General features: G+C 69.5%; 9 protein-coding genes. 1 reads left to right on the forward strand and 8 read right to left on the reverse strand.

Annotated elements, in window-relative coordinates; genetic code table 11:
• Position 1: 1 nt before the first annotated feature.
• On the forward strand, positions 2–724 hold the full coding sequence (locus tag ACZ3H8_RS13240; protein WP_467400968.1) for a TetR/AcrR family transcriptional regulator: 723 nt from the start codon (positions 2–4) through the stop codon (positions 722–724).
• Here ACZ3H8_RS13240 and ACZ3H8_RS13245 read toward each other — a convergent pair.
• From ACZ3H8_RS13245 to ACZ3H8_RS13280, 8 genes are all read right to left on the reverse strand, one after another.
• A complete protein-coding gene (locus tag ACZ3H8_RS13245; protein WP_467400970.1) occupies positions 709–2,325 on the reverse strand; it encodes a SpoIIE family protein phosphatase in 1,617 nt (538 codons plus the stop codon). The genes ACZ3H8_RS13240 and ACZ3H8_RS13245 overlap by 16 nt on opposite strands.
• Before the next feature lie 66 nt (positions 2,326–2,391).
• Complete coding sequence (gene pulA, locus ACZ3H8_RS13250) at positions 2,392–7,710, reverse strand: pullulanase-type alpha-1,6-glucosidase (protein WP_467400973.1); 5,319 nt, start codon at positions 7,708–7,710, stop codon at positions 2,392–2,394.
• A gap of 237 nt (positions 7,711–7,947) precedes the next feature.
• Positions 7,948–9,633 (reverse strand): carbohydrate-binding module family 20 domain-containing protein, encoded by a 1,686-nt coding sequence (locus ACZ3H8_RS13255; protein WP_467400975.1) that lies wholly within the window; start codon positions 9,631–9,633, stop codon positions 7,948–7,950.
• Positions 9,634–9,972: 339 nt separating this feature from the next.
• The gene (locus tag ACZ3H8_RS13260; protein ID WP_467400978.1) at positions 9,973–11,043 is read right to left on the reverse strand and encodes a LacI family DNA-binding transcriptional regulator; all 1,071 of its coding nucleotides are present in this window, start codon (positions 11,041–11,043) and stop codon (positions 9,973–9,975) included.
• Positions 11,028–12,695 (reverse strand): glycoside hydrolase family 13 protein, encoded by a 1,668-nt coding sequence (locus ACZ3H8_RS13265; protein ID WP_467400980.1) that lies wholly within the window; start codon positions 12,693–12,695, stop codon positions 11,028–11,030. The genes ACZ3H8_RS13260 and ACZ3H8_RS13265 overlap by 16 nt, the downstream gene beginning before the upstream one ends.
• 98 nt (positions 12,696–12,793) lie before the next feature.
• Positions 12,794–13,720: a sugar ABC transporter permease gene (locus tag ACZ3H8_RS13270; RefSeq protein WP_467401300.1), complete on the reverse strand. Its 927-nt coding sequence runs from the start codon at positions 13,718–13,720 to the stop codon at positions 12,794–12,796.
• Positions 13,721–13,773: 53 nt separating this feature from the next.
• Positions 13,774–14,772, reverse strand: coding sequence for a carbohydrate ABC transporter permease (locus ACZ3H8_RS13275; protein ID WP_467400982.1), 999 nt, complete (start codon positions 14,770–14,772; stop codon positions 13,774–13,776).
• A gap of 147 nt (positions 14,773–14,919) precedes the next feature.
• Entirely contained in the window at positions 14,920–16,191 is a 1,272-nt protein-coding gene (locus ACZ3H8_RS13280) for an extracellular solute-binding protein (protein ID WP_467400985.1), read from the reverse strand.
• Positions 16,192–16,292: the final 101 nt, after the last annotated feature.

Genomic DNA, 16,292 nt, shown 5'->3' on the forward strand with positions numbered 1-16,292 from the left:
TATGACGACCGGGGTACGCCGCAGGATGGGCGTCGACGAGCGCAGACAGCAGCTGATCGGTGTGGCGCTGGAGCTGTTCAGCCACCGCTCCCCCGACGAGGTGTCGATCGACGAGATAGCGGCGGCCGCGGGCATCTCGCGGCCGCTCGTCTACCACTACTTTCCCGGCAAGCAGAGCCTGTACGAGGCGGCGCTGCGGCGGGCCGCCGACGAGCTGGCCGGGCGGTTCCTGGAGCCGCCGGAGGGTCCGCTCGGGGCGCGGCTGCTGCGGGTCATGGGCCGGTTCTTCGACTTCGTGGACGAACACGGGCCGGGGTTCTCGGCGCTGATGCGGGGCGGTCCCGCCGTTGGATCGTCGACGACGAACGCGATGATCGACGAGGTCAGGCAGGCCGCGTACGAGCAGATCCTGGCCCATCTGGGGATCGAGACGCCGCCTTCGCGGCTGGAGTTGGTCGTACGGTCCTGGGTGTCGCTCGCCGAGTCGACCGCGCTGATCTGGCTGGACGGGCGGCGGGTTCCGCGCGGCGAGCTGGAGTTGCAGCTGGTGCACGACTTCGCGGCACTGTGCGCGGTGAGTGCGGCGTACGACGAGGAGATGGCGGGCATCCTGCTGCGCATCCTGGCGGACGAGCCGGCAGAGGGACCGTTCGGCGATCTGGTCGGCCGGCTCATGTCGCTGGCGCCCGCGCTGGCCAACGTGCCGGCTCAGCGCTGGCGGTAGGACGGCTCCAGACTCGTCAGCTGAAGGGCCAGCAGGGCCACATCGTCCTCGCGGGTGCCGAAGCAGTCCAGCAGCGTGTCGCAGAGCGCCAAGACGCCCGGCGGTGCGTGCGCCGCGGTGTGGCAAAGACGTTCGAGGGAGACCGTGAGGTCTGTGCCGCGGGTCTCGATCAGGCCGTCGGTGACCATCAAGAGCCGGTCCGATTCGGCCAGTTGGGCCTCGGACGGGCAGGGACGGTCCAAGCCCAGACCCAGTAGCGGGCCGGAGCTGCGGGCGTAGGCCGCGCTGCCGTCGCCGGTCACGATCAGCGGGCGGATATGGCCTGCGTTCGCGATCCGGGTGCGGCCGGTGCTCGGGTCGATCAGGGCGAGGCAGACCGTGGCCGTCGCCTCCGGGTGGTAGCGCTGGAGCATCCGGTCGAGGCGGCGCAGCAGCGCGGCCGGGTCGCTCTCGTCGGTGGCGTACGCGCGCAGGGCGTGCCGCAGTTCGACCATGACTGTCGCCGCGTCGAGGGAGTGGCCGACGACGTCGCCGACGCCGACCAGCAGTCCGGCCGCCGTGGTCAGGGCGACATAGAAGTCGCCGCCGATCTCGGCGTTGCGGGAGGCGGGCACATAACGCAGGGCGAGTTCCGCGCCGGGCAGGGTGGGCGGCTGCTGGGGCAGGAAGCTGTGTTGCAGTGTGAGCGCGACATGGCGTTCCTCGGCGGCGGTGCGCAGGGTCTGGGCGGTGAGGGCGGTGTCATGGGCGAGCCGGCCGAGCAGCGACGCGGTGTCCGGGTCGCAGGGGGCGTACGCGGGGTGGGCCAGGCAGACCGGCGGCTGGTCGGGGCGGTCGCCGGCGAGCAGCAGGGCCGCGCCGCCGGGGACTTCGGGCCGGAAGAACCCGGCCGGCCACAGCGGCGGCGGCGCGATCAGCGGATGTACGCCCGTACGGCCGGCCATGCACCGCCGCAGCAGACCGGCCACGGCCGCCCGCGCTTCGGCGTCCGGCGGACAGTCGTACCGCCGGGGGCTGCCCGCGTACAGCGTGTCCTCCGCGCCGAAGACGAAGGCCGCGGCCGGACCGCCGGTGAGCTGGGCGGTGGCGGCCGCGGCCAGATCGGCCAGTTCCTGCGGGCCGTGCGCACCGTGCAGTTCGGTGGTCGCGGCGGCGAGCCGGGTCAGCCGGTCGGCCTGAGCCTCGGCGTCATGGCGGGAGCGGGCCCCGCGCAGGGCGGCCCTGATGACCGCCTCGATCTCCTCCGGCTCGACGGGGATCGTCAGATACGCGTCCGCGCCCGCGTCGAGTCCGCGGCTGCGGTCTCGCGGGGAGATCGCCGCGGCGCTGAAGTGCACCACCGGCATCGCGGCGATCTCCGGATGGGCCTTGATCCGGCGGCACAGTTCGAAGCCGTTCATGTCGGGCAGGCCGATGTCGACCAGCGCGGCGTCCGGCAACGCACCCGACCTGAGTCTCGTGTCGAGCTCGATCAGTGCGTCGCCGGCGCACGCGGTGGTCACCACCCGGTGACCGGCCCGGCGCAGCACCGCGCCCATGGCGTAGCGATTGGCCTCGAGGTCGTCGACGACCAGCACCGTGGCGCCGCCGGCTCCGCTCATGTCCCGCTTCCCCTCGGATCGGGGACACTCCGCTCCGTAGTCGATCCACACGCTATCGCGCGATGGTCAGCCCCGGGTGAAGACTGCGACGGTGCGCGCCGGGACGGTGAAGCTGCCTGAACTCCCTTCGTACGACGATGCCTTGGTGGTAGTGTCCGCGCCCGCGGCCTGGACGCGGTGCAGGGCGTACGGCTTCCCGGCCAGTTCCGGAACCCGCTGGGTCTGCCGCTCGGGCGTCGCGTTGAAGACGACGACCAGTTCCCCGGCCCGCATGGTGATCACGCCCGGTGTCTCGCCCTTCCCGGAGAGCGGGAAGGAGACCGCGGACTGCACCTCGCCCGCCGTGGCCAGGCTGAATGCCTGCTCGGTGGAGCGGATGGTGAGCAGATCACGGTAGGCGGCCGACGCGCCGTTGATCTGCGGGCAGCCCACCGTGAGCGATGCGGCCGTCAACAGGGGCTTGGCGTAAGGCCACTTGGCCTTGTTGTCGGCCTCCGGCGGCAGCCCGCGGCCGAAGCCGTTGCCGTCCCGGCAGTCCCAGTGGACCGCGTTGAACCAGTCGCCGCTGTCGTACGAATTGCGGTCAAGCGACTTGGAGCGGAGCAGGTCCGTCCCGGCCTGGGAGAGCGCGGGGCCCTGGGAGAGCGCCGCGGTCGCCATCGCCAGCACCTGCATACGCGCGCGGTCGGCCGGGGACGTACCCCGCGGCAGCTTGAAGGCGAGAGCGTCATAGAGGGATTCGTTGTCGTGGGCGTCCGCGTAGGCGAGGGCGTCGCCGGGAGCGGCGGCATACCCGGCCGGGGCGCCGTTGTAGTCGACCTCGGAACCCTTGACGGTGCGGCCGGAGCTGTCGGTGAAGGTGTACGCGGCGAGATTGCCCGTAAGACCCACCTTGATCAGGTCCTGGTAGTGCAGAAGGCGGGCCTTCTGCTGGGCCTCGGTGCCGTTCGACGGCGAGGAGTTGGGGTCGGTGTAGAGCCCGGAGGCGAAGCCCTGGACGCCCGGGTCCTCGTCGAAGGGGCCGCCGCCGCGCACCGCGTCACGGGCCCGGTCGGAGAAGGTCGCCACACCCGTTTTCGCCATGTTCTTCTGGGTGGCCTGGACGAAGCGGGCGTCGTCCGCGATCTCCCCGAAGTTCCAGCCCTCCCCGTAGAGAATGATCTTCTTGCCGTCGACGCCGTCACGGGCGAGGGTCAGCTCGTCGAGGGCTGCGCGCACCGCGAGGATGTTGGCCTTCGGGTGGTGGCCCATCAGGTCGAAGCGGAAGCCGTCGACCTTGTACTCCTTGGCCCAGGTGACGACCGAGTCGACGACGAGTTTGCCCATCATGGCGTTCTCGGGCGCGGTGTTGGCGCAGCAGGTGGAGGTGGCGACGGTGCCGTCGGCGACCAGCCGCTGGTAGTAGCCGGGCACGATCTTGTCGAGTACGGACTTGTCGGCCTGGCCGCTCGCCACGGTGTGGTTGTAGACGACGTCCATGACGGTGCGCAGGCCGCTGGAGTTCAGGGCCTGGACCATCTGCCGGAATTCGACCGTACGCCGGGTCCCTTCCGGGTCGGAGGCGTACGAACCCTCGGGGACGGTGTAGTGCAGCGGGTCGTAGCCCCAGTTGTACGCGTCCTTCGCGGCGGCCTTGGCGATACAGGCCTGCTGCTCGTCGGAGTCGGGTGCGTACACCTTCAAGTCGCAGGCGGGTGCGGACTGGTCGGACTTCCTCTCCGGGATGGTGCCGATGTCGAAGGCCGGCAGCAGATGGACGTAGGAGGTGCCGGAGGCGGCGAGCGCGCGCAGATGCTTCATGCCCTGCGAGTCGCGGTCGGTGAAGGCGAGATACTGGCCGGAGTGGTTCGATGTGCCGTCCGCGACGGAGAAGTCACGGATGTGCAGTTCCTGGATCTGCGCGTCACGCAGCGGCACGGCCGTGGGCTTCTTCGTCGAGGCCCAGCCCGCGGGTGCGAGTTTCGGGTCGGCGAGGTCGACAACCAGGCTGCGGGCGGAGTCGGTGGTCAGGGCGGTGGAGTACGGGTCGGTGACCTTGTTGGTGACGGCCTTCTGCACGGTGGGTGCCCAGACCTTCACCGTGAAGCGGTACGGCTTCTGGGCCCAGTTCTTCGGCCCGGTGACCGACCAGACGCCGCTCGCGCCGTCCCGCCGCATCGCGACCGTCTTCCCGTCGAGATCGAGGGAGACGGACTGAGCGGTGGGGGCCCAGAGGGAGAGCGTGGGGCGGCCGCGGTTGTCGAAGACGGGCCCGAGCTTCGCTCCGGTCGCGTCGTACAGGTCGTCGAGTGCACCCGGGATCTGTACGCCGGTGGCGGCGAGCAGCGCACCATTGGCCGCGCGCTGGGTGGCGATCAGCTGGCCGCGCAGGGACTCACGGACCCTGTCCCGGTCGCGGGGGTCGACGGTGAAGGCCGGATAGTCCTTGAGATGGGGATACTTGGCCTTCTGCGCGTCACTGAGTGCGGAGGGTGTGAGCCGCAGCCAGCGGCCCTCGTCCGACAGCGCCCCGTCGACGACGGAGATGCCGCCGTCCTTCGCGTACACAAGCTGCTGGCTGGTGGCGTCGGTGGCCTTCACCTTCCAGACGACGGTGTCCCGGTCGATCCACTGGGCCTCCGCCTTGGCCAGGTCGAGGGAGGGTGCGCCGCCGGTCTGCGGCAGCAGATACTTCGGCTGCCCTGCCAGCAGCCAGACCTCGTGTCCGTACGTCGCGAGGTCCAGTGACTGGTCGGTCGGCAGGTCCTTCTGGTCGCCCTTGTGGACGATGTAGCTGAGGGAGGTCGCGCCGGCCGCCAGCGGCACCTCGAAGGTCACTCCGTACGCGTCCTTGCGCACCGGCTGGAGCGGCTTGGACCAGTCGGTCGGCGACGCGGCGCCCGTCCAGGTGTGCAGACCCCAGCCGTCGTAGTCGCCGTCGGCCCGGTGGTAGTGGAGGACGGCCTTGGTCTTGTCCTGCGGCGGGTAGGCACCGTCGGGCGCGCGGTCGGCCTGGCCGTCCTTGCCCTGCTCGATCCACACCTCGCCGGTGCGGGCGAGGTCGACGGTGCGCTGCGGGCCGTCCGCGGTGCCGTTCTTCTCAACGGTGTACGGGACGGTCGCGGCGCCCTCGGGGAGCTTGACCCAGGCGAAGGCGCCGTAGGCGTCCCGCCCGGTGAAGGAAGCCGCGGTGTCACCGGACTTGAGCTGCCAGCCGTCGTAGTCGCCGCCGGTCCGCTTGTAGTGGACGACGGCGTGGTCGCGCTCGACGGCCACCGGCTTCTCGGGCGGCGGGGCCTGACCGGCGGTCGTCGAGGCGAGAGCGCTCGCGGTGCGTCCCGCACTGTCCACCACAACTGCCTTGTAGCGAAGGGGTGTTCCGGCCTTCACCTTCTGGTCGATGTACTGGGTGACCTTGTACGGGGCGTGGTCGGCCGAGCCGAGGGTGCGCCACTTGCCGTTGCCTGTCTGGGCGGCGAAGACGACGCGGTTCAGCTGTCCGCCGGTGACGTCCGCCGTGATCTCGACGGTGCCGGTGGCCCCGGCTGCCGGGGCCCTGAGGGTCACGGTCGGCCTGGCGGCGGGCTCGGCCAGGGGCTTCGCCGCCCGGAGCACCACCGACGACAGGGCGGGCACGGTGACCGTGATCCTGCCTTCGGTGGCGCGGACGGTGCCCGAACCGCCGTACAGGACACGGAAGTCCACGGCATCCACCGGCAGGGTCACCGTCTTGGGCGTGGTCCCGTTGTTGGCGGCGACGAGATACTCGATGGGCCCAGTGCGCGCCTTTGCGTCCGTACGGGAGAAGGCGTACACCGAGTCCTTGGCGTACCGCTCCTGCTGGACGCCGTTCCGCAGCGCCGGGTGGTCCTTGGTGAGCTTCGACAGCGCGGCGATCGACCGGTAGACGGGGTGCGCCGGGTCGTACGCGTCAGAGGCGTGGGTGCGGTCCGTGCCCAGCTGGTCGTCGTCCAGATAGTCGGCGGTCTCCGAGGCGAAGAGGCTCTGGCGGGCGTCCTTGTCACCGCCCGCGCCGGTGAAGCCCTGCTCGTCGCCGTAGTAGATCACCGGGTTGCCGCGGCCCAGGAACATCAGCTCGTTGGCGAGCCGTGCGCGCTTCAGCAGCTCGGCGTCGTCGGCCTTCGGGTTGTCCTGCTTGAGGAAGGTGCCGATGCGGCCCATGTCGTGGTTGCCGAGGAAGGTCACCTGCTCATAGGCGTTGGCCTTGTCGGTGGTGTAGCGGTAGTCGTTGCCGAAGACGGCGGCGAGCTTGTCGGCGGGCGCACCCTGCGAGGCGTAGGCGCGGGCGGCGTCCTGGAAGGGGAAGTCGAGCGTGGCGTCCAGCCGGCCGCGGGTCACATACGGCGAGGTGATCGCCGTGTCCGCGGCGAAGACCTCGCCGAACATGAAGAAGTCGTCCCGGCCGCGCTCGGCCGCGTACGCGTCCAGCGCGGTCGCCCACTGGGTCCAGAAGTCCATGTCGACATGTTTGACGGTGTCGATGCGGAAGCCGTCGATGTCGAAGTCCCGGACCCACTTCTCGTAGATCTGCTGCATACCCTTGACGACTTCGGGGCGCTCGGTCCAGAGGTCGTCGAGGCCGGAGAAGTCGCCGTACTCGGAGCTCTCGCCGGCGAAGGTGGAGTCGCCGCGGTTGTGGTACATCGTCGGGTCGTTGAGCCAGGCGGGGACCTTCTGGCCGCCGGCCGTCGGGGTGTACGGGAATGAGCCGGCGTCGACCGTGCCGATCCGATCGCGGTCGTCGAAGGGCCGGCCGTTCCTGTCCAGATACGGGTAGGCGCCCTTGGGGCGGTAGCCGTACTTCTTCTCGGCGTAGTCGACGGTGTCGGCGGTGTGGTTGGTGATGACGTCGAAGAAGACCTTCATGCCCTTGCCGTGGGCCTTGTCGATCAGCTTCGCCAGGTCGGCGTTGGTGCCGAAGTGGGGGTCGACCTGGGTGAAGTCGGTGATCCAGTACCCGTGGTAGGCGGCGGACGCGTCCTTGCCGGTGCCCTGGACGGGCCGGTTCTTGAAGATGGGCGCCATCCAGATGGCGGTGGTGCCGAGGCCCTTGATGTAGTCCAGCTTCCGGGTGAGGCCCTTGAGGTCGCCGCCCTGGTAGAAGCCCTTGTCGGTGGGGTCGTATCCGGTCTCGAGGCGCGAACCGGTGAGACCGCCGCGGTCGTTGGAGGTGTCGCCGTTGGCGAACCGGTCGGGCAGGACGAAGTAGAACTGCTCCCGCGTCAGATCGTGCCGCGCGGGCGTGGCCGCGAGCGCGCGGTCGGAGGGCGGGGAGGGGGGTCTGGGCGTGCCGGCGGCCGGCCCGGCGGATATGAGCGCCGCGAGGAGGGCGGCGGCGGTGCCTATGGCGATGCCGGCCGCGCTGACGCGGGGGGTGGGGGTCACCGGTGGGTTCTCCTTCGGGTTGCGAACGAACGCGACCTTCGGCCGCGTGTCCTCAATCGCCGGACGGGCTGAAATTCAGCCCCTCCGGCGATTGAGGAGCGGGGTTCGGGGCGGAGCCCCGACAACGGCCCGGGCCGGCGGAGTCCCAGGCCAGGGCCGAATATTCAGCCCCCCCGGCGATTGAGGCGCGGGGTCTGGAGCGGAGCCCCAGGTCAGGGCCGCACCGCGGCCGTGGTGTCAGGTGCGGAACGTGTCCGACAAGGTCACTGTCCCGGACGACGGCACCGTCGCCGTCCGGTTCGCGCCCGTCTCCCACGTGACCGTTCCCGACGCGTCCTTGCGGAGGTACTTGTACTCGAACGCCGTCCCCGCCGGCAGCGAGACGTCCAGCTTCCACACCGGATAGCTCCCCGGGTCCAGCTTCAGCGCGCTGCCCGTGTTCCAGTTGCCGAGGGCCGACTGGTTGCCGGTGACGTAGATGTTCTCGCCGGGTACCGTCGTCGCGCTGACGTTGAAGGACGCGCCCTGCGCAGAACTCGACCCGCAGCTACGGGCGTTCACATGCAGCGCCACCGCCGTGTTCGCGGCGAGTGTCGTCGTGAACTGGCCCGAGCCGTTCACCGTCACGCCTCTGCCCGACTGCACGTCGCAGTAGTCGCCCGCCGGCAGCGACGTCTGGAAGGTGCGGGTCAGCGACGAAGCCTCGTGGTTGATCGCGACGTACGCCTTCGAGCCCCGCCCGAAGGCGATCTGGTCGCCGCCGTTGTCCCACCAGTTCACGACGCCCTGGCCGCGCGCCGTGTTCCGGAAGGCCACCATGGACGCGATCTCGCGCCAGGCGTGCTGGCACTTCCAGCCGTCGGTGTAACAGGCGTTCACGGTGCCACCGTTCGGCGGTCCGGCGTCCTTGTCGGTCCACTCGTAGCCGGAGTGGACGTCCGGCGACCCGTACGGCCACGCCAGCATGAAGACGTGTCCCAGCGTGTAGTTCGCGCCGTCCTTGTAGTTGAGGGTGTCCCCGCCGCGCTCGGTGTCGTGGTTGTCGACGAAGACCGCCGACTTCCCCGACTCCATGTACCCCCACCCCTCGCCGTAGTTCTTCAGATACGCGAGGTTCTCGTTGTTGAAGACCCGCTTGAGGTCACGGGCGTACCGGAACTCCTGAACATCCCCCGATCCCAGGTACTCGCTCGGCGAGACCGCCTCACCCGCCCCGTAGATCGCCTCCAGCTTCCAGTAGACGCCGGGGTTCGACAGACGTGACTTGATGTTGGCGAGGTCGGCGGCCGGCATGTGCTTGGCCGCGTCGATGCGGAAGCCGTCGACGCCGAGCGAGAGAAGGTCGTTCAGATAGGCCGCGATGCGTCCGCGTACGTAGTCCTCACCGGTGTCCAGGTCCGCGAGCTGGACCAGCTCGCAGTTCTGGACGTTCGCCCGGTCCTGGTAGTTGGTGATCTGCGACCGGCAGTCGTCCATGTCGGCGCCGGAGTAGATCCCCGGGTAGCCGTACTTCGTATACGACGAGCCTCCGGTGCCGGTCCCGTCCGCCGAGGCCATGTGGTTGATCACCGAGTCGGCGACGACCTTGACGCCCGCCGCGTGACAGGCACTCACCATGCTGCTGAACGCGGCGCGGTCGCCGAGCCGTCCGGCGATCTTGTAGCTGACGGGCTGGTACGAGGTCCACCACTGGCTGCCCTGGATGTGCTCCTGGGGCGGGGAGACCTGGACATAGCCGTAGCCGGCCGGGCCCAGGGTGTCGGTGCACGCCTTGGCGACCGACGAGAACTTCCACTCGAAAAGGACAGCCGTGACGTCCTTGTCCCCCGGCGGGGCCGCCTGCGCGGGGCCCACCGGTGCAATCACACTCACCGCCGCGCCCGCCACAAGGGCGAGCGCCGCGGCAAGAGGTCTGCCGGCCATGTTTCCTCCTGCATGGGGGGAGGTGCGGGTGACGGTGCAGCCTTGTCCGGCAACGCGCCGTGCCCGTAAGGCCTTTGATGGTTCCGATGATGTCTCTGACGGTTCTTGCTGCAAGAACGCAGAAAGTTATTGCGGTCGCGACCGTACGAGCCTCCCCGGCCCAGGGTCAACCCTTTGGACACACTCTCGTCGCGCCGCAGAAATCTTGCCGTTTCCCAACTGCAAGACCTTTCGCAAGTTTTGCAGTGGTGTTACGTTCAACCATGACTCCGGGCCGGTCGGCCGGGGGCCCGGCAGGTACGGGCCCCACGCGCCCGGCCGACCGGTCCGGTCACGCGCCTACCGGCGTGCCTGCGCGGTGGTGCCCCGGACCACGAGCTCGGGCTGGAACACATATTCCGTGCTCTGTACGGGACTTCCCTGCAGCTCCTCCAGCAGCGCGCCGACCGCCGCGGCCGCCATCGCCTTCACCGGCTGGCGGAGCGTCGTCAGCGGCGGATCCGTGAACGCCACCAGCTGCGAGTCGTCAAACCCGACCACCGAGAGGTCGTACGGCACATCGAGTCCGCGCTCCCGGGCCGCCCGGACCACGCCGAGAGCCATCATGTCGCTGCCGCAGACGATGGCGGTGCACCCCTTGTCCAGCAGCGCACCGGCCGCCGCGTGGCCACCCTCGACGCTGAACAGCGAGCGCTGGACCAACTGTTCGGCCGCCGCGGCTGTGTAGCCCAGGATGGAGCGGAGAGCGTCGGTGAAGCCCTCGGCCTTACGGTGGGCGGGCACATAGCGGAGCGGGCCGATCGCGAGGCCGATCCGCTCGTGCCCCAGCTCGGCCAGATGGTGCACGGCCGTCCGCATCGCCGCCCGGTCGTCGCAGGAGACGCACGGCGCGCTGATGTGTTCGCTGTAGCCGTTCATGAGGACGAACGGGACTCCCCGGTCCACGAGTTCGGCGTACCGTGCGTGATCGGCCGAGGTGTCGGAGTGCTGCCCGGACAGGAACACGATGCCGTTGACACCGCTCTCCTGGAGCTGTTCGACCAGCTCCTCCTCGGTCGCGCCGCCCGGCAGCTGGGTGCAGAGCACCGGGGTGTAGCCGTGCCCGGCCAGAACCTGCTCGACGGCCTGGGCGAAGGCGGGGAAGATCGGGTTGGTGAGCTCGGGGGTCAGCAGGCCGATGAGGCCCGCGCTGCGCTGCCGCAGCCGTACGGGCCTCTCGTATCCGAGCACGTCGAGCGCCGCGAGCACCCGCTGACGGGTGCCGCTCGCCACCCCCGGTTTGCCGTTCATGACCCGGCTGGCGGTCGCCTCGCTGACCGACGCCTGGGCCGCGATGTCCGCGAGCCGCGGGGCGGCGCCGGACTGGACGGCGCCGACCCGCGACGGGGAAATCGTCACACCGTCCACCACACAGCGCTGTCCGCGGGCAGTTCGGCCTCGCCGTCGGCCGGCTCCACGGCGCTGCTGGCCAGCAGGACCCGGCCGGGGGCCGGTATCCGTACAGGCGCGCCCGTCGTGTTGACGGTGCAGACGAAGCCGCCCGGGCGCCGCAGCGCGAGCACCCCCTCGGGGGCGTCCAGCCACTCGACCGCGTCGCCCGCGCCGAGTGCGGGGTGCTCACGGCGGGCCGCGAGGGCGCTGCGGTACAGCTCCAGGGTCGAGTCCGGGTCACCGGTCTGCGCCTCGACGCTGAGACCGGCCCAGCTGTCCGGCTGGGGCAGCCAGCTGCCGCCCGCGCCGAAGCCGTACGAAGGGCCGTCGGCGGTCCACGGGATCGGCACCCGGCAGCCGTCGCGGAAGCCGTCCTGGCCCTCGGTGCGGCCGAACGCCGGGTCCTGGCGGACCTCGTCGGGCAGGTCGGTGACGTCGGGAAGTCCCAGCTCCTCGCCCTGGTAGAGGTAGGCGGATCCGGGCAGCGCCAGCATCAGCAGGGTCGCGGCGCGGGCCCGCCGGAGGCCCAGTTCACGGTCGCCGGCCTCACGGATCTGGGTGCCGGCCGACGGGCCCGCGAAGCGGGTGGCGTGCCGGGTCACATCGTGATTGGAGAGCACCCAGGTGGCCGGGGCGCCGACGGGCCGCATGGCGTCAAGCGACGCATCGATGACCCGGCGCAGCTCGGCCGCGTCCCAGTGGGTGCCCAGGTACTGGAAGTTGAAGGCCTGGTGCAGCTCGTCGGGGCGCACGTAGTTGGCGGTGCGCTCGACGGTGGGGGTCCATGCCTCGGCCACCGCGATGCGGTCGCCCGGGTACTCGTCCAGGATCGTGCGCCAGGCGCGGTAGATCTCGTGGACACCGTCCTGGTCGAAGAACGGCATGACATCGTTGCCCAGCAGCTTCAACTGGTCGCTGCCGCCGATGTCGGGCAGACCCGCCGCCTTGACCAGGCCGTGGGCGACGTCGATGCGGAAGCCGTCGACGCCCATGTCGAGCCAGAAGCGCAGGATCGAGCGGAACTCGTCGGCGACGGCCGGGTGTTCCCAGTTGAAGTCGGGCTGCTCGGGGGCGAAGAGATGCAGGTACCAGTCGCCGGGGGTGCCGTCCGGGTTCCGCGTACGGGTCCAGGCGGGGCCGCCGAAGATGGACTCCCAGTCGTTGGGCGGCAGTTCACCGTCGGCGCCCTTGCCGGGAAGGAAGTGGTAGCGGTCGCGCAGCGCGGATCCCGGGCCCTCCTTCAGCGCACGCTTGAACCATTCGTGGGCGTCGGAGGAGTGGTTGGGCACCAGGTCGACGATGATGCGCAGCCCGAGGTCGTGCGCGTGCCGGATCAGCGCGTCGGCGTCGAGGAGCGTGCCGAACATCGGGTCGATGGCCCGGTAGTCGGCGACGTCGTAGCCGGCGTCGGCCTGCGGCGATGCGTAGAAGGGGCTCAGCCACACGGCGTCGACGCCGAGTTCCTTGAGGTACGGCAGTCGGCTGCGGATGCCCGGAAGGTCGCCCATGCCGTCGCCGTTCCCGTCGGCGAAGCTGCGGGGGTACACCTGGTAGATGACGGCGTCTCTCCACCAGTCCGCGCAATCCGCGGGCAGGTCGGCGTGATGGGCGTCAGCCAGGTACTGGGTCATTCTCGATCCCTCTGAGGCTCGGTGCAGCGATTCGGGCGGAACATCAGGCAGCGGGGGCACCCGGCCGGTCAGGCAGCCGGGTGCCCCGGTTCGTGGGGTCAGGACTTGGCGGCGCCGGCGGTGAGGCCGGTGACCAGGTGGCGCTGGACCAGATAGAAGAACAGCGACGCGGGGATGGCGATGAGCACGGAGGTCGCGGCCATCAGGTCCCACTGGGTGTCGTGCTCGCTGATGAAGGTGGTCAGGCCGATGGCGAGGGTGTACTTGTCGTCGCTGAGCATGAACACCGACGCATAGGCGACCTCGGCCCAGGCGGTGAGGAAGGTATAGAACGCGGCCACCGCCAGGCCCGGCCGGGCGAGCGGCAGGATCAGCCGGTAGAAGGTGCCGAACGGGGTGAGTCCGTCGATCCGGCCGGCTTCGTCGATCTCCGCGGGGATGGTGTCGAAGTACCCCTTGAGCAGCCAGGCGCAGTACGGGATCGCCGTGGTGCAGTAGACCAGGATCAGGGCCCAGTAGGTGTCCAGCAGACCCAGGTTGGCCAGGATGTTGTAGAGCGGCACCATGAGGATGGCGACCGGGAACATCTGGGTGACCAGGAAGGTCCACATCAGCTGGCGGTGGCCGGGGAAGCGCATCCGGGAGACCGCGTAGCCGGAGCTGGCGGCGATGAAGACGCCGAGCAGGCAGGTACCGAGCGCGACGATCAGCGAGTTGACGAACCACTGGAGGAACGACGTGTCGTTCAGGACCGTCGTGTAGTTCTCGAAGCTGATCTTGTCGGCGATCTTGCCGGGGTGGAGGAAGTCGGTCTTGTCCGGGCCGAGCGAGATCCAGGCGATCCAGCCGATCGGGAAGGCGGCGATGAAGCTCGCGATGATCAGCACGGTGTGGATCAGCACGGATGCGGAACGGGGACGCTCTCCGCGCTTCAGCTGCCGCTTGTCCGCGGGACGCTTGCGGGGCGGGACGGCGGTGGCCGCCTCTGCCGCTCCCGCGACCGGAAGTTCTGCTGTGGTGCTCATGGGGTTGGCTGCCCTCTCTTTCGTCATGGCTGGTTCCTTATCCGGGGCGGCCGTCAGACGGCCTTCTCGTTGCGAGCCAGCCAGCGCCGGTAGAAGGAGGCGAAGACGATGAGCATCGACAGGATGATGACGCCGTACGCGGCGGAGCCGGCGTAGTCGCGCGGGTCCTGTCCGAAGCCCAGGCGGTACGCCCAGGTGACGAGGATCTGGGCTTCGGTGCCCGAGTTGTTGCCGAACAGCAGGAAGATGACGACGAACTGGTTGAAGGTCCAGATGACGCCGAGCAGGACGACGGTGCTGCTGACCGAGCGCAGGCCGGGCAGCGTCACATAGCGGAAGCGCTGCCAGGGCGTTGCGCCGTCCACCTCGGCGGCCTCGTAGAGCTCGGGCGGGATCGACTGCAGGCCGCCGAGAAGAGAGACCATCATGAAGGGGACGCCGACCCAGGTGTTGACCATGATGGCGGCGGTCTTCTGCCAGAAGGGATCACTGAGCCAGGCCGGGGTGGGCAAGTGGGCCCATTCCAGAGCCATGTTGAGGACGCCGCCGTCGTCGGCGAGGATCAACCGCCAGGCGAAGACGGTGACAAAGGTCGGCACCGCCCACGGCAGGATCAGGACCATCCGGTAGAAGGTGCGGCCGCGCATCTTGCGGTTCAGCAGCTGGGCGAGCCCCAGGCCGATCCCGTAGTGCAGGGTCACACAGACGATCGTCCAGACGATGGTCCAGGTGAAGTGGGGCCAGAACTGGTGGTCGCCGCCGGAGAGGATCTCCGTGTAGTTGTCGAAGCCCACCCACGAGAAGCTGTCGGGGATCTTGTTGACGCCGATCGTCCGGCCCACGTTGGTGCTGTCGGCATCGGTCAGCGACAGGTAGATGCCGCGGCCCAGGGGGTAGAGCACCAGCACGCCGATGACCGCGACGACCGGGGCCACCATCGCCCAGGCATACCAATTCCGGTTGTACGACTGCCTGATACGGCTCATCGGCCCCGGGCGCGGTGCATTTCCACGCTGGGTCTTTCGGCTTCCGCCCTCGACGGCGACGGTCATCTTCGACACCTTTACGACAGATTCTTGAGCGGGTGTACGGCGTGGTGGTACGGACCGCCCCGAACGGGGGCGGGGCGGTCCGTACCACCACGGGCGGCCGTCCGTCCCGTCCCTGTGCGGGAGCGGTCCGGACGGCCGGTGGGTGCCTTAGGAGAAGTCCTTGAGCAGCTTCTTGTAGGACTCGGCGGTGGTGTCGAGGCCCTTCTGGGTGCTCACCTTGCCCTGAAGGATCGCGGTGAGGTTGGTGCCGAGGTCGGCGAAGAGCGAGCTGTACTCGGGCAGTTCCGGACGGGGCCGGGCGGAGCCGGAGAGGATGCTCTGGAACTCGGCGATGCCCGGGGTGGCCTTGACCTCGGCGGTGTAGGCGGAGGTGCGGGTCGGCAGGGTGCCGTTCTTCAGCGCGATCTTGGCCTGGGTCTCACCCGAGGTCATGAAGCCGACGAACTTCTGGGCCGCGACCTGGTGCGCCTTGTCGGAGCCGGCGTAGACGGCGAGGTTGTGGCCGCCGGTCGGGGCGCCGGCCTTGCCGGTGGAGCCGGCCGGGACGCCGGAGATGCCGAGGTTGGCCTTGTCCTTGAAGGCGGCGCCCTTGTAGATGTTCGTCAGCTCCCACGGGCCCTGGACGATCATCGCCACCTTGCCGGTGTTGAACGCGTCCATCATGTGGGCGTAGGAGTCGGCGGTCACATCGAGCTTGGCGACACCCGGCGAGGCGAGCAGAGCCTTGCTCTGGTCGACGGCCTTGACGGCCTCGGGCGAGTTGACCGTGATCTTCTTCCCGGCGGCGTCGACCATGTCGGTGCCCTCGCCGAAGAGGTAGGGCAGCTCGAAGTAGGCGTCGGCGCGGAGCTGGAAGCCGTCGACTCCGGCCTTCTCCTTGACCGCCTTGGAGACCTTCTTGACCTCGTCCCAGGTGGTCGGCGCCTTGTCGAAGCCGGCCTTCTTCAGGATCTCCTTGTTCCACATCAGGCCGAGGGAGTCGGTGACGAACGGGGCACCGTAGGTCTTGCCCTGGTACTGGGCCTGCTTGAGCAGCGAGGGAGTGATGTCCCCGGTGTCCTTGAGCGCGTCCGTGCCGTCCAGCGGGGCCAGGAACTGCGACTTCGCCCACGAGGCGGTCCAGCCGACCTCGGCGCGGATGATGTCGGGAGCGCCCTTGCTGCCGGCCGCGGTCTGGAACTTGTTCTGCGCCTGGTCGAACGGGACGTTGACGTACTTGACCTTGATGTCCTTGTTCGCCTTCTCGAACTCGGCGATCATCGCCTTGTACGTCGGCGCTTCGTTGGTGGCGTTGGACGTGTCCCACCAGGTCAGGGTGACCGGGCCGTCGGCCTTGTCACCGCTGTCGCCCCCACCGCACGCCGTCGCTGCCAGTGCCAGTGCCGCTACCAGAGCGGTGGCCGCTATGCCACGCCGCATGTGAACTCCTTCAGAGATGCCCGAGATGGCGGAGGCGACCAGGCCCCCTGCCGACCGCTCCCTCGCGGCGCCGGGTTCGGCAGGAACGTAACAAGGATGAA

The sequence above is a fragment of the Streptomyces sp. NPDC002868 genome, assembly GCF_055563295.1.